Origin of the sequence: Actinoplanes solisilvae (assembly GCF_003999975.1) — a bacterium.
GTDB lineage: Bacteria > Actinomycetota > Actinomycetes > Mycobacteriales > Micromonosporaceae > Actinoplanes > Actinoplanes solisilvae.
This window is the reverse complement of record NZ_RJAC01000021.1, coordinates 79266-100122: the sequence shown is the minus strand read 5'-3', so window position 1 is coordinate 100122 and position 20857 is coordinate 79266. Positions and strand designations below refer to the sequence as shown.

Annotated in this window: 19 protein-coding genes and 1 pseudogene; 12 read left to right on the top strand and 8 right to left on the bottom strand. The window is 69.9% G+C overall.

What is annotated here, in order from left to right; translation table 11 throughout:
• A pseudogene (locus EER30_RS50090) lies at nucleotides 1–75 on the top strand (hypothetical protein); the annotation flags it as partial.
• 84 nt (nucleotides 76–159) lie between these two features.
• Here the strand turns inward: EER30_RS50090 and EER30_RS36435 are convergent.
• Both EER30_RS36435 and EER30_RS36430 read right to left on the bottom strand, forming a co-directional pair.
• Nucleotides 160–963 (bottom strand): SDR family oxidoreductase, encoded by an 804-nt coding sequence (locus tag EER30_RS36435; RefSeq protein ID WP_127505581.1) that lies wholly within the window; start codon nucleotides 961–963, stop codon nucleotides 160–162.
• Between the two features lie 68 nt (nucleotides 964–1031).
• Nucleotides 1032–1364, bottom strand: coding sequence for an ArsR/SmtB family transcription factor (locus tag EER30_RS36430; RefSeq protein WP_127505580.1), 333 nt, complete (start codon nucleotides 1362–1364; stop codon nucleotides 1032–1034).
• A gap of 214 nt (nucleotides 1365–1578) precedes the next feature.
• On the opposite strand from EER30_RS36430, the gene EER30_RS36425 reads away from it, so the two are divergent.
• A complete protein-coding gene (locus EER30_RS36425; RefSeq protein ID WP_127505578.1) occupies nucleotides 1579–1950 on the top strand; it encodes a hypothetical protein in 372 nt (123 codons plus the stop codon).
• A gap of 128 nt (nucleotides 1951–2078) precedes the next feature.
• On the opposite strand, the gene EER30_RS36420 is transcribed toward EER30_RS36425, so the two are convergent.
• Complete coding sequence (locus EER30_RS36420) at nucleotides 2079–2726, bottom strand: TetR/AcrR family transcriptional regulator (RefSeq protein WP_127505576.1); 648 nt, start codon at nucleotides 2724–2726, stop codon at nucleotides 2079–2081.
• 57 nt (nucleotides 2727–2783) lie between these two features.
• Here EER30_RS36420 and EER30_RS36415 point away from each other — a divergent pair, with 57 nt between their 5' ends.
• Together EER30_RS36415 and EER30_RS36410 are read left to right on the top strand one after the other, a co-directional pair.
• Nucleotides 2784–3641, top strand: a complete 858-nt coding sequence (locus EER30_RS36415) for an SDR family NAD(P)-dependent oxidoreductase (RefSeq protein WP_127505574.1) — start codon at nucleotides 2784–2786, stop codon at nucleotides 3639–3641.
• A gap of 46 nt (nucleotides 3642–3687) precedes the next feature.
• The gene (locus EER30_RS36410; protein ID WP_349290904.1) at nucleotides 3688–5349 is read left to right on the top strand and encodes a fatty acyl-AMP ligase; all 1662 of its coding nucleotides are present in this window, start codon (nucleotides 3688–3690) and stop codon (nucleotides 5347–5349) included.
• Nucleotides 5350–5414: 65 nt separating this feature from the next.
• Here the strand turns inward: EER30_RS36410 and EER30_RS36405 are convergent, their stop codons facing one another.
• Both EER30_RS36405 and EER30_RS36400 read right to left on the bottom strand, forming a co-directional pair.
• Complete coding sequence (locus EER30_RS36405) at nucleotides 5415–7166, bottom strand: MOSC and FAD-binding oxidoreductase domain-containing protein (RefSeq protein ID WP_127505570.1); 1752 nt, start codon at nucleotides 7164–7166, stop codon at nucleotides 5415–5417.
• Between the two features lie 63 nt (nucleotides 7167–7229).
• Nucleotides 7230–8912 carry a carbohydrate-binding domain-containing protein gene (locus EER30_RS36400; RefSeq protein WP_127505568.1) on the bottom strand — a complete coding sequence of 561 codons (1683 nt, stop codon included), beginning with the start codon at nucleotides 8910–8912 and terminating at the stop codon, nucleotides 7230–7232.
• 203 nt (nucleotides 8913–9115) lie between these two features.
• Between EER30_RS36400 and EER30_RS36395 the strand changes: the two genes are divergently transcribed.
• From EER30_RS36395 to EER30_RS36385, 3 genes are all read left to right on the top strand, one after another.
• A complete protein-coding gene (locus EER30_RS36395; protein WP_127505566.1) occupies nucleotides 9116–9685 on the top strand; it encodes a DUF1349 domain-containing protein in 570 nt (189 codons plus the stop codon).
• A gap of 255 nt (nucleotides 9686–9940) precedes the next feature.
• On the top strand, nucleotides 9941–10219 hold the full coding sequence (locus EER30_RS36390) for a hypothetical protein (RefSeq protein WP_127505564.1): 279 nt from the start codon (nucleotides 9941–9943) through the stop codon (nucleotides 10217–10219).
• Nucleotides 10220–10270: 51 nt separating this feature from the next.
• Nucleotides 10271–10828, top strand: coding sequence for a DUF4760 domain-containing protein (locus EER30_RS36385; RefSeq protein WP_127505562.1), 558 nt, complete (start codon nucleotides 10271–10273; stop codon nucleotides 10826–10828).
• Here the strand turns inward: EER30_RS36385 and EER30_RS36380 are convergent.
• Entirely contained in the window at nucleotides 10797–12470 is a 1674-nt protein-coding gene (locus EER30_RS36380; protein ID WP_127505560.1) for a DEAD/DEAH box helicase, read from the bottom strand. The two genes, EER30_RS36385 and EER30_RS36380, sit on opposite strands and share 32 nt — an antisense overlap.
• Nucleotides 12471–12586: 116 nt before the next feature.
• On the opposite strand from EER30_RS36380, the gene larE reads away from it, so the two are divergent.
• Genes larE through larC form a run of 3 tightly spaced genes read left to right on the top strand, consistent with a single transcriptional unit; the run spans nucleotide 12587 to nucleotide 15608 of the window.
• Nucleotides 12587–13471, top strand: a complete 885-nt coding sequence (gene larE, locus EER30_RS36375) for an ATP-dependent sacrificial sulfur transferase LarE (RefSeq protein ID WP_240670522.1) — start codon at nucleotides 12587–12589, stop codon at nucleotides 13469–13471.
• The gene (larB, locus tag EER30_RS36370; RefSeq protein ID WP_127505556.1) at nucleotides 13468–14205 is read left to right on the top strand and encodes a nickel pincer cofactor biosynthesis protein LarB; all 738 of its coding nucleotides are present in this window, start codon (nucleotides 13468–13470) and stop codon (nucleotides 14203–14205) included. The genes larE and larB overlap by 4 nt, the downstream gene beginning before the upstream one ends.
• Nucleotides 14124–15608, top strand: a complete 1485-nt coding sequence (gene larC, locus EER30_RS36365; protein WP_240670521.1) for a nickel pincer cofactor biosynthesis protein LarC — start codon at nucleotides 14124–14126, stop codon at nucleotides 15606–15608. Before larB ends, larC begins: the two co-directional genes overlap by 82 nt.
• A 164-nt stretch (nucleotides 15609–15772) precedes the next feature.
• Here larC and EER30_RS36360 read toward each other — a convergent pair whose 3' ends face one another.
• Complete coding sequence (locus tag EER30_RS36360) at nucleotides 15773–16996, bottom strand: mannitol dehydrogenase family protein (RefSeq protein WP_240670520.1); 1224 nt, start codon at nucleotides 16994–16996, stop codon at nucleotides 15773–15775.
• A complete protein-coding gene (uxaC, locus tag EER30_RS36355; protein WP_127505554.1) occupies nucleotides 16993–18390 on the bottom strand; it encodes a glucuronate isomerase in 1398 nt (465 codons plus the stop codon). The genes EER30_RS36360 and uxaC overlap by 4 nt, the downstream gene beginning before the upstream one ends.
• 162 nt (nucleotides 18391–18552) lie before the next feature.
• Between uxaC and EER30_RS36350 the strand changes: the two genes are divergently transcribed.
• The gene (locus tag EER30_RS36350) at nucleotides 18553–19881 is read left to right on the top strand and encodes an ABC transporter substrate-binding protein (protein WP_127505552.1); all 1329 of its coding nucleotides are present in this window, start codon (nucleotides 18553–18555) and stop codon (nucleotides 19879–19881) included.
• Entirely contained in the window at nucleotides 19882–20823 is a 942-nt protein-coding gene (locus tag EER30_RS36345; protein ID WP_127505550.1) for a carbohydrate ABC transporter permease, read from the top strand.
• The last annotated feature ends 34 nt before the right edge of the window (nucleotides 20824–20857 follow it).

Genomic DNA, 20857 nt, shown 5'->3' with positions numbered 1-20857 from the left:
GTGGACGCGCTGATCCACGTCAGCGAGGGCCTGGGGCTGCGCGCGGTCGCCGAGGGGGTCGAGACCGCCGAACAGGCGCAATACCTGCGCGAGCTCGGCTATCACTACGGGCAGGGCTACAAATTCGGCAAACCGGTGCCGCACCCGTTCGAGTCGGGGTCAGCGCGTCAGGTCGTGCCGGCGGTGGGTCAGCTTCTCGGCCAGCCAGACGGGCAGTACCCGGCGGGCCGGGAACACCAGCGACGCGTTGCTGCCCACGGCGTACCGCTGGCGGGGTCTGCTCGCCTCGATCGCGCCGACGATGGTCGCCGCCACCCGCTCGGCCGAGACCCCGGCGGCCTCGTTGCGGTTGAGCGCGGCGAGCATCGTCTCGTAGTCGCGGCGATGCGGCGAATCGGGCCCGATGTAGCTGGTGCGGCGGGCGCTGAGGCCGGTGCTGATCGAGCCCGGCTCGACCGTGGTCAGCCACACCCCGTACGGGGAGAACTCGTGCCTGGCGCCGTTGGCGAAGCCCTTGATCGCCGCCTTCGTCGCCACGTAGGACGATCGATACGACAGCGGGAACGACGCGAGCATCGACCCCACCATGACGACACGCCCGTACCCTCGCTCCCGCATTCCCGGCAGAATCAACTGCGTCAGCCGTACGGGTCCCAGCACGTTGATCTCGAAGATGCGGTGCAACGCTTCGACGGGCAGCTCCTCGAACGGGCCGCTCTGGCTCTCGCCCGCGTTGTTCACCAGCACGTCGACGGGCCCGGCGGTTGCCGCCAGCGCCTCGATCGACGCCGGGTCGGTGAGGTCGAGCGGCAGGTATTCGACGCCGTCGGCACGCTGGTGCGTCTCCAGCGAGTCAGGATGACGGCTCGTGCCGAGAACACGGAAGCCGCGCGCGACGAGCGCGGCCGCCGTGGCCAGCCCGATGCCCGACGACGCCCCGGTGACCAACGCGGTGCGATGCATCGCAGCACCCTATCGAATGCCGGCCCCCGCCCGGATCCCGTTGATCGACGTGTTCCCCACCCGGGCCGTTAACGGCGCTCCTGGTTCAACTCGGCGAGGAGGCCGTCGCGGTCGGCCAGGACGGCGCCCAGGATGCGGCGGCCGGCGGCCAGCAGGTCGGCGACGTCGGGCGTACTCAAGGCGTACATGACCAGCGGGCCGTCCCGGAAAGAGACCACCACGCCCGTACGCCGCAGCACCGCCAGCTGCTGCGACAGGTTCGACGGCTCCACGTCGATCTCGGCGAGCAGGTCGCGGACCGGGCGCGGGCCCGCCTGCAGCAGTTCGAGCACGCGGATACGCACCGGATGGCTGAGCATCCGGAACATCTCCGCCTTCGCCTGATAGAGCGGCACCGACATTCGACGTCTCCCCAAATTCCGAACTGACCGCCTCCCGAATTGCAGAAGTCGTCAACTCGCATCCCACAACAGCAAAATCTTCGATCCCGGGTACGTCCCGACGACGCACCCCCTGTCCGATCGACGATCACCGTTGCGGCCCATGCTCGTTCCAGCGCCCGTTCCGGCATCCCTCCGAACGGGCGCTGACCCCACGGAAGGAGCACACGGCGTTATGGCCGACATGGACGTGGCACTCAAGGACGCGTTGCAGGTCGACGGGGCGATTGCGGTGGCGGTCGTGGACTGGACGAGCGGCATGTCGCTCGGCACGGCCGGGGGAGGTTTCGGTTTCGACATCTCGGTAGCGGCCGCGGCCAACACGGAAGTGCTGCGCGCGAAGCTACGTACCCTGGACATGCTCGGTCTGCGCGAACCGGTCGAGGACATCCTCGTGACCCTGGACTCGCAATACCACCTGATCCGCCCGATAACCGCCGCCGACGGCGCCGGACTCTTCCTCTACCTGGCCCTGAACCGGGACCGCGCCAACCTGGCGATGGCGCGACACCGGCTGAGGCTGATCGAGAAGCAGCTGGAGGTCTGACCCCGGCTCGACGGAAGCGCCCGGCCAAGCCGGTTCGTTGAGCGGGCTTATCGGGCGGTGGCCTGCGAGCCGGCTTATCGGGCGGTGGCCTGCGAGCCGGCTTACCCGGCGGCGGCCTGCGAGCCGGCTTATCGAGCGGCGGCCTGCGAGCGGAAGCCGGCGATCAGCGCGCCGAGGACCCGGGTCAGGCGCGGCTCGACGTCGACGATCGCGTGCGACAGCTCGGGCTCGCTCTCGTACAGCTCGCGCAGCCGGGTCCCCGGGGCGGCCATCTGCCACAGGGCACCGGCCATGCTCGTCGCGGTCGCCACCACGTCATAGGCCTGCTCCTCCTCCAGGCCGAACGCCTCGCGAAGGTCGCCGACGACGGCCCCGACCGCGGCGAGCGCCGTGCGCTTGTAGTCGCGGACCGCGTCGAGGGACACGTTGCGTTCGAGGTTGAGCGGCGCCTGGGCCAGCAGGTCGCAGAAGAGCGGCCGCGAGGCCAGCGACCGGGCCAGCACGACCTCGGGCGCAGCACTCCGCCACGACGCGCGCACGTCGGCCGACCAGTCCCGCCAGCCCTCGGCGGTCAGCGCCAGAAAGATCTGCTCGCGGGTCTCGAAGTAGCGCAGCATCGCCGACTTGTGCAGGCCGACCTCGGCCGCCACGTCCGTCAGGGTTACCTCCCGGACACTGCGAGTAGCAGCCAGGGTGCGCGCAGCCTCGAGGATCGCGCGTTCGCGATGGTGTTTGGCTTCCGCACTGCGGGCGCGCTGAGGGGTCGTCGACGTCACACCCCCATCTTACACAACACCGTTGCGCTATTAACGCAACCGAGTTTCACTAGAGCCATGACACAGACATGGTTCATCACCGGTTCCTCCCGGGGCTTCGGCGCCGCCCTCACCCGCGCCGCCCTCGAAGCGGGCGATCAGGTCATCGCCACCGCTCGTAAGCCCGCCGACCTGGCCGAGCTCGTCGACACGTACGGCGAAAGGGTCTTGCCGGTCGCCCTCGACGTGACGGACCGGGCCGCCGCCGACGCGGCCGTCGCCCAGGGCGACGAGCGTTTCGGGCGCATCGACGTGGTGGTCAACAACGCCGGCTACGCCAACATCGGGCCGATCGAGACCACCAGCGAGGACGACTTCCGCCGCCAGTTCGACACCAACTTCTGGGGCGTCTACAACGTGACGCAGGCCGTGCTGCCGGTCCTCAAGGCGCAGGGGGCGGGCACGATCGTGCAGTTCTCGTCGATCGGCGGGCGGGTCGGCGGCACGCCGGGGCTCGGCTCTTACCAGGCGGCCAAGTTCGCCGTCGACGGCTTCACCCGGGTGCTGGCGACCGAGACCGCGCCGCTGGGAATCCGCACCCTGGTGGTCGAGCCGAGCGGCTTCGACACCGACTGGGCGGGAGCGTCCATGGGCTTCCATGACGTGCCCGCGGACTATGCCCCGACCGTGGGAGCCTTCGTCGAAGGGCTGAGCCGGACGGTGCTGGCGGCGGGCGACCCGGCGCGGGCCGGCGAGATTCTGGTGAACGTGGTGAAGCGCCGGAACGTGCCGACGCACCTGCCGATCGGGGTGAACGCGACGGAGATGGCGCAGGATTACTCGCGGAAGCAGATGGCCGAGACGGAAGCATGGGCGAACGTTAGCCGCTCCGCCGACTTCGCCGAGCCTTATCCACAGGCCTACCCCGAGGACTGATTCGCTCGTCCACAGGCTCCCGCGATCTTGGGCGCTTCCGCGTAGCGTGAGGGCCGTCCCCACCAAGGGAGGTTGTGTGAGCCGCTTCGTCGAAGGTGTGATGGCAACTGCCGCCCGGGCCCGCACCGGCATGGTGACCGGTGAGCCCGGGGCGGCCGTCCGTCGCTCGTGGACCGATCTGCACGCCCAGGCCCGCCGCATAGCGGGCGCGCTCGTGGCCGGCGGTCTGCGCCCGGGCGGGGCGGTGGCGGTGCTGGCCGGAATGCCGGCCGAGATCGCCCCTGTCGCCCAGGGCGTCTGGCTGGCCGGCGGCAGCATGACGATGCTGCACCAGCCCACCCCGCGCACCGATCTCGAGGTCTGGCGCGACGACACGCTGCGCGTCCTGCGGATGATCGAGGCGCAGTCGGTCGTGGTCGGCGCCCCGTTCGAGCCGATGACCCCGATCCTCGACGCCTACGGCATCAAGCACTACGACCTGGCCGCCCTGACCAGCGGGCCCGATGTCGACCCGGTCGACGTCGACGAGGACAGTCCGGCCCTGCTCCAGCTCACCAGCGGTTCCACGGCCGACCCCAAGGCCGTGCGCATCACCCACCGCAATCTCTACGCCAACCTGCGCGACTCCAGCGAACATCTGAGCTGCGGCGAAGACGGCGTGATGGTCTCCTGGCTGCCGATGTTCCACGACATGGGCATGATCGGCTGCCTGGCCCTGCCCATGCTCAGCGGCCTCGAACTGGTCAGCGTCACCCCGGCCGATTTCCTGGGCCGCCCCCTGCTCTGGGCCGAGCTGCTCAGCCGCTACGGCGGCACGATCACGACCGCGCCCAACTTCGCCTGGGCCGTGCTCACCCGCCAGCTCGCCCGCGTCGAGCCGGGCACCCTCGACCTGTCGGCGCTGCGGGTCGCCTGCAACGGCGCCGAGCCGATCGACCCGGCGACGATGCGCGCCTTCGTGACCGCGGCGCAGCGCTTCGGCTTCGACCCGGCCGCGGTCAACTGCTGCTACGGCGCCGCCGAGAGCACCCTGGCCATCTCGCTCTCCGCGGTGAGCGAGCCGATGATGCTCGACCGGGTCGACGCGGCCGCGCTCGAGCGGGAAAACCGCGCGACCCCCGCCGACGGCGGCGGAGCGGTGCGCGAGATCCCCATGTTGGGCCGGCCCTTCCCCAGCGTCGAGGTGCGGGTCGTCGACGACGACGGCAAACCGCTGGGCGACCGCGAGGTGGGCCGCCTGCAGCTCCGCGGCGAGTCGGTGACCGACGGCTACGTCACGCCCGACGGCTACGAGCCGGCCCGCGACGCCGACGGCTGGCTCGACATCGGCGACGAGGGCTATCTGGCCGACGGTCAGGTCGTCGTCTGCGGCCGCCGCAAAGACGTCATCATCATGGCCGGGCGCAACATCTATCCAACCGACATCGAGCGGGCGGCCGGTTCGGTGCCCGGCGTCCGCGATGGCAACGTGGCCGCCGTACGCCTGCTGGCCGGTGACGGCGTCGCCCGCGAGTCGTTCGCCGTGCTGGCCGAGTCGCGCCAGGCGACCGACGAGGCGGCCGCCAAGCAGATAGCACGCGAGGTCACGGCCCGCGTGGTCGCCGAGATCGACGCCCGCCCGTCCGTCGTCCGCATTCTGCCACCCGGCTCCCTGCCGAAGACACCATCGGGCAAGCTCCGCCGAGCGGCGGCCCGAGGGCTGCTCTGAGGGGCGGTCCAGGGCAAGCCACGCCCGCGCGGGGGCACGGCCGCGCGGGGCGAGGGCCGGGCGCGTCAGAGGTCGAGGACGACCGGTCCTTTCGGCTGGGCTGAGCAGATCAGCACGTTACCGTCGGCTGGTGGGTCGACCGGTTCGGTGGTGTAGGAGACCTCGCCCGAGAGCAGGCCCGACTCGCACGTGTGGCACACCCCGATCCGGCAGGACCAGCGCACCGGCACGTCGCAGGCCTCGGCGAGGTCGAGCAGGCTGCCGCGACCGGCGGGCCAGTCGACGGTCAGGCCGCTGCGAACGAAGGAGACCGGCGGCCCGTCGCCGGGCGACCCTGCGGGTGGGTGTGGCGCGCCGCCCGGCGCTGCGCTGATGCCCGGCGTGAGACCCGGCCGGGCCCCGAAGATCTCGGTGTTCACGCGTTCCGGCGCCAGCCCGACGTCGAGCAGGGCCGCCGAGAGATCGGCCAGAAACTCGGTCGGCCCGCAGAGATAGGCGTCGGCGTCGACCGGCACGGGCAGCGCCCGGAGCACGTCGACCGTCAAATGGCCGGCCCGGTCGTAGTCGCGGCCGAGCCGATCATCCGAGTCCGGGCGGCTGAAACAGATGTTGGACCGCGCGTTCGGCAGGGCGGCCAGCAGCGCCGCCGTCTCCGCCGCGAACGGGCGGTCGGCGCCGTCGCGGGCGGCCTGCAACCACCACACCTCACGCTCGGGCATCCCCGCCGCGACCGCGTAGAGCATCGCGAGCATCGGCGTAGCCCCGACCCCGCCGCTGATCAGCAGCACCGGCGTCGAACCCGGGCGCAGCACGAAAGTCCCCCGCGGCGCGGCCACGTCGATCAGGTCGCCCGGGTGGACGCGGGCGTGCAAATAGGTGCTGGCCGCCCCGTGCGGTTCCTGCTTCACGCTGATGCGATATCCGGCGCCGTCCGGCGGCCCCGACAGCGAATAGCTGCGGATCAGCGGCGGCTGTCCCGAGTCGGGCCGCAGCCGCACAGTCAAGAACTGCCCCGGCAGCGGCGCCGGCACTCGATTGCCATCCGGGTCCTCTAGGCGTACGGAGGAAATGGTCTTGCTCTCGGTCTCGACCGCGGCGACCCGCAACTGCCGGAAGCCCGGCCAGGCCGGGGGCGGCTCGGTCTCGACCAGGCCCGCGTTGCCGCTCGCCGACGCCGGTCGGCTCACCATCGCCCGGAAGGAGCCCTGCCAGCCGGGGCTGAGCGCGGGGATGCGCAGCGCCCGCTCGATCCGGTCGAGCGGATGGCCGGGCAGGTAGAGCAGGCCGTCCATCTCGGCGACGGTCATCCGTTCGGGGCCGTCGGCGACCTTGACGATCTCGTCGCCCGCCTGCACCGAACCCTCTTCGAGCACGCGGAAGTAGAAGCCAGGCCGATGATGTTGCACGAGCAGCGCCGGCATCCGGGCGTCGTCCATCCGCAGGCCGACCCGATAGCACGTGACCCGCGGCTGGGTGACCTCGAAGAGCGCCCCGCCGATGCGGTAGCGGTCGCCGATGTACACCTCGTCGTCGGGCAGGCCGTCGATCGTGAAGTTCTCCCCGAACTGGCCGTGGGTGAAATCGTCGCGGCCGAGAAATTTCTCCCAATATCGGTACGCGTCGAGCTGGTAGACGAACACGGCCCGCATCTCGCCGCCGTGGCCGCCGAGATCGCCCTGCCCGTCGCCGTCGATGTTGAGCCGGCGCACCATCGCCGGGCCGTCGACGGGTGTCTTCCAGATGCCGGTGAAGACCGTCCGGCCGTGCCAGGGCACGTCCTTGGGCTTCCCGACGTTGATCGAGCGCAGCACCCCCATCAGGGCATCGTGCAGCAATTCTGACCTGCGGGGAAGCCCGGCGGACTCCCCCGCAAGCGATCGTCAGGCAGTCTGGCGCTCGTAGGCACCGGCGTCGACGCCCGGGCCGATCCAGCGCGCATCGCCGTCCCAGTCGGTCGTCACCCCGTACGCGTCGATCCCCCGGTTGAGGGCAGGCGAGCCCGACCTGAGGCGGAGGTTGTCGCTCGACTCGAACTTCGGGTCGGCCTCGACCGAGGACGGGGCGGCCGTGGTGCCACCGGCGCTGTGGATCGACTTGATGCCGGTGTAGTTGTGGCCGTAGTAGACGTTGTGACCCTCGTCGATGGCTGCCTCGTTGTGACCGGCGTTGACGGCCTGCACGACGTTGTTGTGGAACTGCACGACACCGGGCTCCAGACCCGTCGAGAGCGGGCCCGCACGCAGGCTGAGCATGACGATCGTGTTGTTCGTGATGATCGTGTTGTCCACCCCGCCGAAGTCACCGGTTCCCTGCACGTTGAAGCCGTACGCGTCCTCGGGCCCCGACACCGTCGTGGTGATCACGTTGTCGTAGAAATGCGTGTTGTTCGTGCCGTCGTTGCCCAGCTCGGAGAACGTGTGGTTGTCGACCGCGGTGTTGTGGTGCACGGTCGTGTTCGTGCCGCCGTAGAGCTCGACAGCCGAGCCGTCCTGCCCGAAGTCGTCCGAGTCGCCGACGTTGCCGCTGAACGTGTTGTGATCGATCTGCACACCGTCGGCCGCGAGCACCGAGACACCGCACGCGCCGTAGTCGTCGTTTCCGCCGCCCGGCTGGATGACCATGGTGTTGTCGCGCAGCACGCTCTCGGTGACCCGCAGCCGGTCGGCGCCGTCGTCCGCCTGCACGCCGATCGCATTGTCGGTCGCGATCACCCGCCGCACGATCACATCCGCGGCCGTGACCGAGATGCCGACCTGATCGCCGGCCCCGCCCTTCTGCACCTGCAGGTCCTGCACGACCACGCCCGGCGCCGAGACGTCGATGACGTGGCTCGCGCCCCGGTTCGCGTCGAGGACCGGCAGCGCGCCGTTCTCGTCACCGTAGGCGCCGTACGTGATCCGGGCCGTGTCGGCGGTCAGCCCCGTGCCGGTGAACGTCTGGCCGCGCTTGAACAGCACCGTGTCACCCGGAACCAGCGTACGGGCGTTGACCTCGGCGACGGTCTTCCAGGCGCTGCTCGGCGAGGTGCCGTTGTTGCTGTTGCTGCCGGCCGGGTCGACGTAATACGTGGTCCCGGTCACGGCGGTGATCCGGTCGAGGTGCAACTGCCTACAGGTTCCCTCGTACGAGTTCAGGAAGTCGATGTGGACGAGCGGCCAGTCCCCCGTCCAGGTCCCGGTGACCGTGTAATCGGTCCACGTGGTCGCGGAGACGGTGACCGTGCCCGCGGCCACGCCGTTGACCTTCACCGCCATCTGCGCCGCCGCCGGACCGCAGGCCGCCTGCTTGGCCCTGATCCGGAACGCCGTGGTGGTCACGTCCCCGGTCGCGAGAACGATGTCGTTGCTGGTCGTGCCCCACATGGCGACGGCCGCCCCACCACTCGCGGCCGAGTCGGTGAGATGCGATCCGTTGGCCGGGGGATAGATGAACCCGTCGTTCTCGAACTCACCGGTGGCGTCGGCGAACGCGGCGGCGGGGGCGAGCAGCACACCGGTGGCGGCCACCGTCGCGGCCATCAGGACCGCGCCGCGGCGGCGCCGCAAAGGATGGTTGATCGTCATGCCTCTTCAATATCATCAACATCGATGCCACGCTGGCCCTTCGCCGTCGACAATGCGGCGCGACAAGACCAGCAGCATGCATCGTGGACCCGGCATCTTCCGGCCGGCGCTGTGCTCAACGTGTCCCCGGACTCTAGGTCTGGGCTTGAGCCTGGCTGCGCGACCTGGTCACGAAGCTGAGGTCGCGGGCCTAGACTGGCGCGATGCCGAGTGAGATGTCGTGGCTCAACGAGCCTCCTCAGTGGTCGGAGAACGACGGGCTGATCCGGGTCGTCACCGGGTTGAAGACGGATTTCTGGCGGCGTACCTTCTACGGCTACGTGACCGACAACGGGCACTTCTACCGTCGCGCGGTCACCGGCGACTTCACCGCCGAGGTGACCGTCTCGGCCGGGCATTCCACGTTGTTCGATCAGGCCGGTCTGATGCTGCGCGCCGACGAGCGCACCTGGCTGAAGACGGGTCTCGAGGTCACCTCCGGTGCCGTGCAGCTCAGCACCGTGCTCACCCGCGACTTCTCCGACCTGTCCGTGGTGCCGCTGCCCGGGTTCCGCGGTGAGCTCAAGCTGCGGCTGACCCGCTTCGGATCGGCGGTCTGCGTGCACCGCGGCGACGAGGACGGGTCGTGGCATCTGGTCCGGCTCGGCCATCTCGATCTGCCGGAGACGATCGATGTCGGGGTCATGTGCTGCTCGCCACAGCGTGCGGGGCTCGAGGTCAGCTTCCGGGACTTCCGGGTCGGCGAGCCGATCCCGCGGGACGGGCTGGAGTAGCCAGGGTCGCAAGATCGGGATGGTCGATCAGGGCCGGCGAGCCGCTGATCTTGGTGCTCCACAGGTCCACAGCTCCCAGCGTGTCCCCCGAACGGGCCACCAGAACGTCGAGCAGCGCCGACAGGCTGACCTCGTCCAGCGAGCCCCCGGACGGGGCGTCGACGGCCGCCCGCATCCGTAACACGACCGGATTATGCCCGGGCCCCCCGCCCCTGAGTCCGTCGCACCGACCGGTCGGCCGATAGGTTGGAGGTTATGACGACCTACTCCGGGCCGGCCAGGCTCACCCTCGTCGACGGCACCCATGTGTCCGGCATGGCTTCGCTGAGCACCCACCAGCGTGGCGGCATCGACGGCTGGGGCGGCACGTTCCGCCCCGATCAGAACACCGACGACCTTCGTAACGCCGGTACCGGCCTCTCGCTCGAACTGCCCTACGACCAGATCGGGGCCGTGGACGTCACCAGCGTCCGCAAGCTGCTGGCCACTCAGATCCTGATGTCTCTCACCGGCAGCGGCCCCGCGCCCTTCTGAGCAGGGCGAACGCATTGACCGGCGTTGTTACCCTGCGATTCGGGTACGGAGATGACGTCGGAGGTCGGTTTGAGCTTCGCCCTGAACATCACGGCCATCATCATCTCGCTCACGGCCGTCGCGCTGTCCGCCTTCTTCGGGTTGCGTCAACTGCGCTCGATGCAGAGGGCGAACAGCACGATGGTGACGATCGAACTGCTCACCCGCGAGTGCCGCACGAACGAGTTCCTGGAGAGCGAGGAATTCGTGCTGTACGAGCTGCCGAAAGCCTCACCCGGCAACGGCGTCACCGGCCTGACCCCGCTGCAGCGCCGCCACGCGACCCGCGTCGGCCTGTTCTACAGCAGCCTGGGCGTGCTGGCCTCGACGGGCGGGGTCGAGACGAAAATGATCGTCGCGATCGTGCCGAATCGCGCTCGCCGGGCGTGGACGGCCCTGGAGCCGTACATCAGGGCCGAACGCACGCTGAGGTCGCCGACCTATGTCTCGTTCTTCGAGCACCTCGTCTGCCTGATCAACGAGGCCGACCCGGCCCGGCACCACGAGATTCACCGGCTGCGCAAACTGCCCGAAGAGATCAGCGTACGAAACGTTCCCGCCGCACCGTAGGCCGCCGCCCCCGGATCGTGCTGCGCTGCATCGCCGCGATGACCATCTCGGCGGCCGGCTCGGGCACCTCGACCAGCGAGAACCGGTCGGTGATCTGGATGGCGCCGATGTCGCGGGCGTTGAGGCCCGACTCGCCGGCGATCGCGCCCACCAGGTCCTGCGGGCGCAGCCCGGCCCGTCGCCCGATGCCGAAGAACAATCGCGCGACGCCGTCGTTCGACGGTCGCCCCCGCTGAGCCGGCCCGCGGTCGTTGCGCTCGTTGCGCTCGTTGCGCTCGGGCCTCTCGCGGGGCGCCGGGATCTCCTCGTCCTCGACGTCGCCGCCCGCCGCCTCGTGCAGCAGCTTGATGGCGGCCAGCGCGACGTTCTCGACGTCGAACTCGTCGGTCAGCGAGTCGAGGACGACCCGGAACCGTTCGAGGTCGTCGGTCTCCAGGCTGGCCTGCAACGCCGTACGCGTCAGCTCGAGCCGCCGCGCGCGCAGGTCGGTGACCGTCGGCAGCTTCTCGAGGGTGATCCGCTGCCCCGTGAGCCGCTCGATCGCCTTGAGCATCCGCTGCTCACGCGGCTCGGCCAGCGTGATCGCCGACCCCTCGCGCCCGGCCCGCCCCACCCGTCCGATGCGGTGGACGTAGGCCTCGGGAGCCACCGGCACGTTGAAGTTGATCACGTGGGTGAGCTGCTCGACGTCGAGCCCGCGAGCGGCCACGTCCGTCGCGACCAGCAGTTCCGTGCTGCCGCCGCGCAGCCGGCCCATGACGCGATCTCGCTGGTCCTGGCTCATGCCGCCGTGCAGGGCCTCGGCGCGGTACCCGCGACCGTTCAGGTTCTCGGTGACCTGATCAACTTCTTCCCGCGTACGGCAGAAGACGATCGCGGCCGAGGGAGCCTCGACGTCCAGGATGCGGCCCAGCGCGGCCTGCTTGTAGGGCCGGGCCACGATGTAGGCGCTCTGGCGGACCAGCGGGATCTCGCCCGGTTCGACGGCCTTGCGACCCATCGTGATCCGCACCGGCTCGCGCAGGTGACGGCGCGCGATGCTGTCGATACGGGGCGGCATCGTGGCCGAGAACAGCACGGTCTGGCGCTCGGTGGGCGTCTCGGCCAGGATCGCCTCGATGTCCTCGGCGAAGCCCATGTCGAGCATCTCGTCGGCCTCGTCGAGCACGACGGTGCGTACGTCGCTGAGGTTGAGGGTCTCGCGCTCGATGTGATCAAGCACCCGGCCCGGCGTGCCGACGACCACGTCGACGCCACGCTGCAACGCCTGGAGCTGGCGCCCGATCGGCTGACCGCCGTACACCGGAAGCACGCGCACGCCAAGATCACGGCCGTAGCGGTGGACCGCCTGCGACACCTGTTCGGCCAGCTCACGGGTGGGCACGAGCACGAGCGCGGCCGGGCCCTCGGAGCGCTTGCCGGAGGCCAGGCTCTGCAGCACGGGCAGCGCGAAGGCGGCCGTCTTGCCGGTGCCGGTCGCGGCCTGACCCACCAGGTCATGGCCGGCCACCAACGGCGGGATGGCCTCCTGCTGGATCGGGGTCGGTTCCTCGTAGCCCAGGTTGGTCAACGCACGGAGCAGTTCCGCCCGCAACCCCAGTCCGGCGAAGCCCGCCTCGGACTCGAGCGGATTAACGTCCATGCCCACAACCATAGGAGAGCCCCCTTTCCTACTACGCCAGGGGGCTGGCCGCAGCCTCGCCGCAACATATGGCAACCGCTTCCCACCCGCGGGCCGGGCGGCGTGGAATGACGGGCGTGACTGAGCCTGATCCCGCAGAAACCGAGGCGGCCGCCGCCCACGTGGCCCGCCAGTTGACCGAGGTCGGACGGCTGGGCGTGGCGTTCTCGGGCGGCGTCGACTCGTCGGTGCTGGTGGCCCTCGCCGCGCGGGCGCTGGGGGCCGGACGGGTGCTGGCGATCCTGGGCGTCTCGCCCAGCCTGGCCGCCGACGAGCGGACCGCCGCGCACCGGGTGGCCCGCCACATCGGGGTGCCCGTGGTCGAGATCGAGACCCACGAGGGCGACCGCGACGCCTATCGCGCGAACGGCCCCGACCGCTGCTTCCACTGCAAGGACGAGCTCTTCACCAGGATCAGCACCGACGTGCTCACCCGTCACGAGCTCGACGCCCTGGCCTACGGCGAAAACGCCGACGACGTACGCCGCCACGACCGCCCCGGGGCCCTCGCCGCGGCCGCCCACCACGTCTTGACCCCGCTGGCGACCGCCGGCCTGAACAAAGCCGCCGTACGCCGCATCGCGCGCGCCTTCAACCTCCCGTGCGCCGACAAACCGGCCGCGCCCTGCCTGGCCTCACGCATCCCGCACTTCACCACGGTGAGCCCGCGCAAACTGAGCGAGGTCGAACGCGCCGAGGCAGCCCTGCGCCGTCTGGGCTTCCAAGATCTCCGCGTACGCCACCACGGCGAGATCGCCCGGGTCGAACTCCCCGCCGAGGACCTCCCGCGTGCCGTAACCGCGCCCCTGCGCGAACTGATCCACGAGGCGGTGACCGCGGCTGGTTTCCGCTTCGTCACCCTCGACCTCGCCGGCATCCAGTCGGGCGCGTTCACGGCCGCCGCCCTGCAACCCGCCCCGACCGTGTCCGCCCGAGCTCAGCTCGCCGAAGGCCCCCGATGACCAGCACCGACCTGTCCTCCGACGCGGCCCCGCCCACCCACGCTGACCTGCCCTCCCAAGCCGCCCTGCCCGCCCACGCCGATCTGTCCTCCTACGCGGATCTCGACGTGGACCGGGCTCGCCGGCGCGGCTACCCCGAAGCCGTGTACTGCGCGGGCAAGACCCCCGAGCAGGTCGCCGGAATCGCGGCGGCCGTGCGCGAAACGCCGGACACGGTCACCCTCTTCACCCGAGCGGGCGACGAACACGCCGCAGCCGTCCTGAGCGCCCTGCCCGATGCCTTCCACGATCCGACGGCGCGGCTGCTCGCCTGGCCACCGGAGCCGCCGGCGCCGAGCGGTGAGCGGGTAGTCGTGGTGGCCGCGGGGACATCCGATCTGCCGGTAGCCCAGGAGGCGGCCCTGACCGCGCGATATCTGGGCCGCGCGACCGAGCTGATCGTGGACGTCGGAGTGGCGGGACTGCACCGGATCCTGGCCCACGTGGAACTGCTGCGCGCGGCGCGGGCCGTCGTGGTGGTGGCCGGCATGGACGGGGCCCTGCCAGGCGTGGTCGCCGGACTGATCCCGGCACCGGTCGTCGCGGTGCCGACGTCGGTGGGCTACGGCGCCGCGTTCGAAGGGTTAGCGCCACTGCTCACGATGCTGAACGCGTGCGCCCCTGGCGTAGCCGTAGTCAACATCGACAACGGCTACGGCGCCGGCCATCTAGCGGCCCAGATAGCCGCCCCGTGAACGAAGAGAACGGAACACGCCCCAGCCGGGTAGGCAGCAAGCCCGAGCCGTGTGACAGCTTCGGCAGTCGTGACAGCGGCAGCAGTCGTGACAGCGGCAGTGGCGACGGCAGCAGCAGCGGTCACACCGTCGGCGGGGGCGGACTCGATGCACGGCGAAACTCGGCGCGGCCCGGCGGCAGGCATGCCTGGATCGACGCGTCGGCTGGGGTGGCCGGCGACATGTTGCTCGGCGCACTGCTCGATGCGGGCGCTTCGCTCACAAACGTGCAATCAGCGGTGGACGCCGTGTCCGGCGGAACCGTGCGAGTGGGCGTCCGAGCGGTGAAACGAGGCGGGCTGCGAGCACTCAAGGCCGAGGTCGAGCCGCTGGTCGAGGACCCTGCGCATCGAACATGGCGGAACGTGCGCGAATTGCTCGAACGCGCAGGCCCGATCGCTCAATCGGCCACCGCGGTGTTCCGGCGCCTGGCCGAGGCGGAGGCCCACGTGCACGGAATCCCGCCCGAGGACGTGCACTTCCACGAGGTAGGCGCCCTGGACGCCATCGCCGACGTGGTCGGCTGCTGTGCCGCCCTGGCCGACCTGGGAATCGATACGGTGTCCGCCGGCCCGGTAGCCCTCGGCTCAGGCACCGTCTGGTCGCAGCACGGACGCCTCCCGATCCCCGCCCCAGCCGTAGCCGAGCTGGCCAAAGGCTGGCCGATATCAGCCGGCATCGGGCAAGCCGGAGTCGGCGGTGGCGGTGAGTTGGCGACACCCACAGGGATGGCGCTGTTGCGCACTCTTGCGCGAACGTGCGAAACGTTGCCGCCGATGGTTCTCGAAAGCGTCGGGATCGGCGCCGGCACCCGCGACCCGGAGGGCCATGCCAACGTCGTGCGTGTGCTGGTCGGCGTGCCGGACGGCAACACCCGGACCGGTGAAACGGCTGTTCTGCTGGAAGCCAACGTCGACGACCTGGATCCACGACTTTGGCCGGGCATCCTGAGCGGGCTGCTGCGAAGTGGGGCGTCTGACGCCTGGCTGGTTCCGATCGTCATGAAGAAGGGCCGCCCGGCGCACACATTGAGCGTTCTGTGCACACCCGGCGTCGCCGATGCGCTCCGCGATCAGATCTTCCGCGACACCAGCACCCTCGGCGTCCGGGACAGCCTCCGGGGCAAGGTCGCCCTCCATCGCGCGTTCACCGACGTCACCGTGGACGACACCCGCATCGCGGTGAAGATCGCCCACCATGACGGGATCGTGCTTCAGGTCATGCCCGAGTTCGAGGACGTGGCCGCGCTGGCCCGCCGTTCCGGCCGCCCGGAACGCCTGGTGCTCCAGGACGCCCTGACCGCCGCGGCACGCGCGGGCCTGATCGTCGGCATCGACCTGCCACCAGGCCTTCGGCCCGGATAACCGCCGCGAGGCCCGCGCCGCGGCCGCTGCTCACGAACCGGGCCGGATCCGGCCGCGATCGCCGCACCCACACAGGACAATACGGTTCAGATGCACTGATGTTTCCCCATGATCTTCATGTCGGCCCGCACGCTACCGACCAGCCATTCATGGGATCAAATCGATTAGTTCGCCCCTCGCAGCAGGCTCTCCGTCCGGGTCGTCAGGGCGGAGTCCTCGGCCAGGTCGGGAGCGAGCAGAGCCAGGACATCGTGGACGGATCCGGCTGCCGCCACATAGGGAGCGGCGCCCGCATCCGTGACCGGGGCGCCGATGCCGCGCAGGTGGTCGATCCAGGCGGCCAGAACGCGGGCGGCACCGGTGGCGGGCCGGCCGGCCGCACGCTCGGCGCGTAGGACGGGGACGACGCGGATCGGGATCTTCTGGGAGCCGTCGGCGGCGATCTGAGCCAGGGTGTGGCGGATGCGCGGATTGGCGAAACGCTCGATCAGGGCTGCGCGGTACGCGGTCAGTTCGGCGGCGGGCAGCGGGACGTGACGACTGGCCTCGTCCCACCATTCGTCGAGCCAGGCGCGGCAGACGGGGTCGGCCACGGCAGCGGCCACCGTGCCGTGACCGCGCGCGCTCCCGGCGTACGCAAGCAGGGAATGCCCGCCGTTGAGCAGCAGCAGTTTGCGGGTCTCGTGGGGCACGACGTCGTCGACGAAGCGGGCGCCGCCCTTCTCCCACGCCGGGCGGCCGGCCGGGAAGTCGCCGCTGAGGACCCATTCGGTGAACGGCTCGGTGACGACCGGGGCGAGGTCGTCCCAGCCTCCGGTCGCGGCCACTTCGCGTACGTCGGAGGGCGTCGTACGAGGCGTGATGCGGTCGACCATCGTGGCCACGAACGAGACGTTGGCGGTGATCCACTCGTCGAGGGCGGGGTCGAGGCGCGCGGCCAGTTCGTGCACGACGCGGGCGGTGACCTCGCCGTTGCCCGGCAGGTTGTCGCAGGACACGACCGCGACGGGGCCCGAACCGGCCAGCCGGCGCGCGGACAGTCCCGAGACCAGGCGGTCGGCGACGACACCCGACGGGGCGTACGCGGCCTCGGTCATGGTCAGCGTGATCACCGAGACCGACGGGAGCGCCACCGTGGTCCGCCAGGCGGCGGCGTCGCTGCCGGGATGGGCGGCCACGATCGACGTCTGCACTTGCAACTCGTCTGTGGACGGGCCGCGCAGAACGAGCGTGTAGCGACAGTCCTGCCTGTTCAGGGACGCAGCCAGCTCGGCCGAGCGGCCGGTGAACGCGGCGATCCCCCACTCCTCGTCGAACCCGGTGTACCAGGCCTGATGAGCGCGGAAGAAGCCGCCGAGCCCCAGGTGAGCCATCCGTAGCGGCCTCACAGTTTGAACACCTCACGCGGCTGAGTGGTGACCAGTGCGGTGAGCGTTTCGAGCGCCTCGTCCTCGTCGAGACGGTGTTCGGCGACCAATTCGGCCAGGAAACGCGCATCCAGCCGGCGGGACATGTCATGTCGCGCGGGAATCGAGCAGAAAGCGCGCGTGTCGTCGATGAATCCGGACAGGCGGGTGAACCCGGCGGTCTCGGTGACGGCGTGCTGGTAGCGCCGGATCTCGCTCGGGTTGTCGAGGAACCACCAGGGCGCTCCGGCGTACAGGCAGGGGTAGAAACCGGCCAGGGGCGCGATCTCACGGCTGTAGACGTCGGGGTCGACCGTGAAGAGCACGAGGTGCAGGTTCGGGTGCGTGCCGAAGCGCTCGAGCAGCGGCTGCAGAGCGGCGGTCAATTCCAGCTGTACGGGGATGTCGTGTCCGGTGTCCGGGCCGAAGGACGCGAGCGTCGGGGGGTGATGGTTGCGCCAGACGCCGGGGTGCAGCGTCATCACGAGGCCGTCGTCGCAGGACATGCGGGCCATCTCGAAGATCATGTGGCGCCGGAAGGCGGTCGCCTCGACGGTGGTGATCGTGCCGGCCAGCGCCGAATGGTAGAGGCGCTCGGCGTCACGGATGTCGAGCGGTTCGGTGCCGGCGTCGAAGTGGCCGTGGTCGGCCGAGACCGCGCCCAGCGACACGAAATAGCGCCGCCGCTCCTCCAGCGCCGCGATGTAGCCCGCGTAGTCGCTCACGTCGCCGCCCAGCTCCTTGACGAGCGAGGACCATCCGGGACGACCGACCTCGAGGTAGCGGTCGGGCCGGAAGGTAGGCGCCACCCGGGTCGTGATCGCCGGGTCGTCGCGGAGGGCGCGGTGCGCGGCCAGGTCGTCGGCGGGGTCGTCGGTGGTCGCCAGGAACGAGATGTTGAAACGCGCAAGAAGTGCGCGCGGCCGATAGCTGTCCTGAGCGAGGCGCGCAGAAATGTGATCGTACAGCTCGTCCGCGTTGTCCACAGACGGTCTCTCGCGAACACCGAAGATCTCGGCGAACGACGACTCGAACCAGAACCGCACCGGCGTCCCGCGGAACAGGTGCCAGTTCGCGCAGAAGATCCGCCACGCCTCCCGCGCCCGCGCCTCCGGAAGCGGCCCCTCCCCCACGCCCAGTGACGTCAACGGCACCCCACCCGCGTGCAACAGCCGCGTCACGTAGTGATCGGGCTGGATGAACAGCGAGGTCGGATCGACGAACGGCTCGTCGTCGAGGATCAGCCGCGGGTCGACGTGCCCGTGCGGACTGACGATCGGCAGGTCGCGCACTTCCTGGTAGAGGCGGCGGGCGATCGACCTCAGGCCCGGGTCGGCGGGCAGCAGCCGGTCGGGATGCAACGTCAGGGCAGCCATGCGCCCGAGCCTCGGTGCGCGGCGCCGATCAGCGCAACGAGTTGCCAGTTGTTGCCTGACCGGCCGGGCAACAACTGGCAACTCGTTGCCCTCCGCTGTCGTCGCGTCCCACAGTGACCCCGATCACTCCCTACCGGCAGCGGCTCAGAGGAGAACCCCCGAATGAACTCGAGAAAGCTCACGGCGCTGGCCGGTGTGTCGGCCCTCGCCCTTGCTCTCGCCGCGTGTGGCGGCGGGGATGACGGCGGCGAAGGTGGCGCCGGTAAGACGCTCAATGTTCTGATCGCCGCGAACACTCAGTACCCCGAGGAGTTCCAGGCCTGGCAGAAGACCATCAGCGATAAGTTCAAGGCCGCGACCGGCGCCGACGTGAAATTCGAGACGTTCGCCAGCGCCAACGACGAGCTCACGAAGATCCAGACCTCGGTGGTCTCGGGGTCCGGCCCGGATGTGTACGCGGTGGGCACCACGTTCACGCCGACGGCGTACTCGACCGGTGCTTTCGTGAAGCTCGGCGACGAGGAGTGGCAGAAGATCGGGGGCAAGGAGAAGTTCAACCCGGCCACGCTGGGCATCTCCGGGCCGGACGAGCAGAACCAGGTCGGCATCCCGTGGGTGAGCCGGCCGTTCGTGATGGCCTACAACACCGACCTGCTCAAGGCGGCCGGGATCGAGAAGCCGGCCACGACCTGGGACGAGCTGACCCAGCAGGCCAAGCAGCTCACCAAGGGCGACCAGTTCGGCCTGGCGATCGCCTACAAGGACAACTTCGACCCGTGGAAGTTCGTCTGGGGAATGTCCGTGCAGGCGGGCAACCCGCTGGTGGACGGAAAGACCGCGAAGCTGCAGGACCCGACTGTGCAGAAGGCCTACCAGACCTACTTCGGCTGGCTCACCAACGACAAGGTCGTCGACCCGGCCGCCATCGGCTGGACCAATCCACAGGCTGTCGCCGCGTTCGCCAAGGGCAAGACCGGCTACTTCATGCTGACCACCCCGACGGCGATCAACTCGCTGGAACAGGGTGCGGTCAAGGGCAAGTGGAAGTTCGCGGTGCTGCCGACCGTGCCGCCCGGCGCGACCAGCCGCCCGGCGAACGGCATCGAGGCCGCCAGCATCCTCTCCGGCGACAACCTGCTGGTCGCCGACTACTCCAAGAACAAGGACCTGGCCTTCGAGTACGTCAAGCTGGTCACCGACCAGGAGGCCCAGCTCGACTACTACAAGAAGTTCGGCAACCTGCCGGCCAACGCGGCGGCGCTGCAGACGTTGTCCACAGACGCGCAACTCGAACCGGTGACCGAGGCGGCCAAGAAGTCGGTCGCGACCCCGTTCACCGGTGCCTGGGCCGACATCCAGCTCGCGCTGACCAACGTGGCCGTGCAGTCGCTGCCCGACCTGTCCAAGGGGTCGCTCAGCCCCGCGCAGATCGACACCCGGATCGCCGACGCCCAGAAGGCCGCGCAGACCTCGCTGGACAGGGCCAAGTAAATGACGACCCTCGCCCCGCCTCCGCAGAAGGCGCCACCCCAGGACGTACGGCGTAAGGGTGTGACCGAAAGGCAGCGGCCGCTCTGGCTGCTCACGCCCGGCGGCCTGCTGATGGTTCTGATCATCCTGATTCCACTGGTGCTCGCCCTGTGGATATCTCTGATCGACCTCGACCAGTACACCCTGCGGAGGTGGGTCGAGGCGCCGTTCATCGGGCTCGGCAACTACGTCGAGTCGTTCAGCTCGGGCCTGCTCAACTCGATCTGGATCAGCGTCTCCTTCTCGGTCCTCTCGACGATCGCCACCGTGCCGATCGGCATCGCCGCCGCGCTGGTCACGCAGAACAAATACCGGGGCCGCGCACTTGTGCGTGCGGTCTTCCTCATCCCGTACGTTCTGCCGTCGTTCGTGGTCGCCACGGTGTGGCGCACGATGCTGCAGCCGGACGGGGTGGTGAACCACTGGCTGTCGCAGATCGGGATCGACGGCGGGCTGTGGCTCAGCGGCCCCCGGTCGTACTGGGCCCTGGTGATCGTCGAGATCTGGGCGGCCTGGCCGTTCATTTATCTGCTCTCGCTCGCCGCCCTGCAATCGGTGGACCACGAGGTGCACGAAGCGTCAGCTGTGGACGGCGCGACATGGTGGCCGAAGCTGCGGCGCGTGATCCTGCCGTATCTGCGCGGCCCGGTACTGCTCGCCTGCCTGCTCGCGACGCTCAATCACATCAACAACTTCACGCTGCCGTTCGTCCTGTTCGGGGCGCCCGCGCCGGACGATGTCAACGTGATGCCGATGCTGGTCTACGTCACCAGCTTCCAGAGCCTGCGATTCGGACTGAGCGCGGCGATGGCGGTGCTGTCGCTGGTGCTCATCGCGATCCCGCTCTTCATCTACCTGCGCGCCGTCCGGCTCGACGTGCACGAGGAAGGAGGCCGGCGATGACCGGCAGCACCGCAGTGCACGAATGGACAGTGCG

What these genes read in the sequence shown, in the direction of transcription:
- larB (WP_127505556.1), top strand. Translation starts at nt 13,468, where the DNA reads ATGACCAGCACCGACCTGTCCTCCGACGCGGCCCCGCCCACCCACGCT.
- EER30_RS36425 (WP_127505578.1), top strand. Translation starts at nt 1,579, where the DNA reads ATGGCCGACATGGACGTGGCACTCAAGGACGCGTTGCAGGTCGACGGG.
- EER30_RS36345 (WP_127505550.1), top strand. Translation starts at nt 19,882, where the DNA reads ATGACGACCCTCGCCCCGCCTCCGCAGAAGGCGCCACCCCAGGACGTA.
- EER30_RS36350 (WP_127505552.1), top strand. Translation starts at nt 18,553, where the DNA reads ATGAACTCGAGAAAGCTCACGGCGCTGGCCGGTGTGTCGGCCCTCGCC.
- EER30_RS36380 (WP_127505560.1), bottom strand. Translation starts at nt 12,470, where the DNA reads ATGGACGTTAATCCGCTCGAGTCCGAGGCGGGCTTCGCCGGACTGGGG.
- EER30_RS36405 (WP_127505570.1), bottom strand. Translation starts at nt 7,166, where the DNA reads ATGGGGGTGCTGCGCTCGATCAACGTCGGGAAGCCCAAGGACGTGCCC.
- EER30_RS36385 (WP_127505562.1), top strand. Translation starts at nt 10,271, where the DNA reads ATGACGTCGGAGGTCGGTTTGAGCTTCGCCCTGAACATCACGGCCATC.
- EER30_RS36435 (WP_127505581.1), bottom strand. Translation starts at nt 963, where the DNA reads ATGCATCGCACCGCGTTGGTCACCGGGGCGTCGTCGGGCATCGGGCTG.
- EER30_RS36390 (WP_127505564.1), top strand. Translation starts at nt 9,941, where the DNA reads ATGACGACCTACTCCGGGCCGGCCAGGCTCACCCTCGTCGACGGCACC.
- uxaC (WP_127505554.1), bottom strand. Translation starts at nt 18,390, where the DNA reads ATGGCTGCCCTGACGTTGCATCCCGACCGGCTGCTGCCCGCCGACCCG.
- EER30_RS36415 (WP_127505574.1), top strand. Translation starts at nt 2,784, where the DNA reads ATGACACAGACATGGTTCATCACCGGTTCCTCCCGGGGCTTCGGCGCC.
- EER30_RS36395 (WP_127505566.1), top strand. Translation starts at nt 9,116, where the DNA reads ATGCCGAGTGAGATGTCGTGGCTCAACGAGCCTCCTCAGTGGTCGGAG.
- EER30_RS36430 (WP_127505580.1), bottom strand. Translation starts at nt 1,364, where the DNA reads ATGTCGGTGCCGCTCTATCAGGCGAAGGCGGAGATGTTCCGGATGCTC.
- EER30_RS36400 (WP_127505568.1), bottom strand. Translation starts at nt 8,912, where the DNA reads ATGACGATCAACCATCCTTTGCGGCGCCGCCGCGGCGCGGTCCTGATG.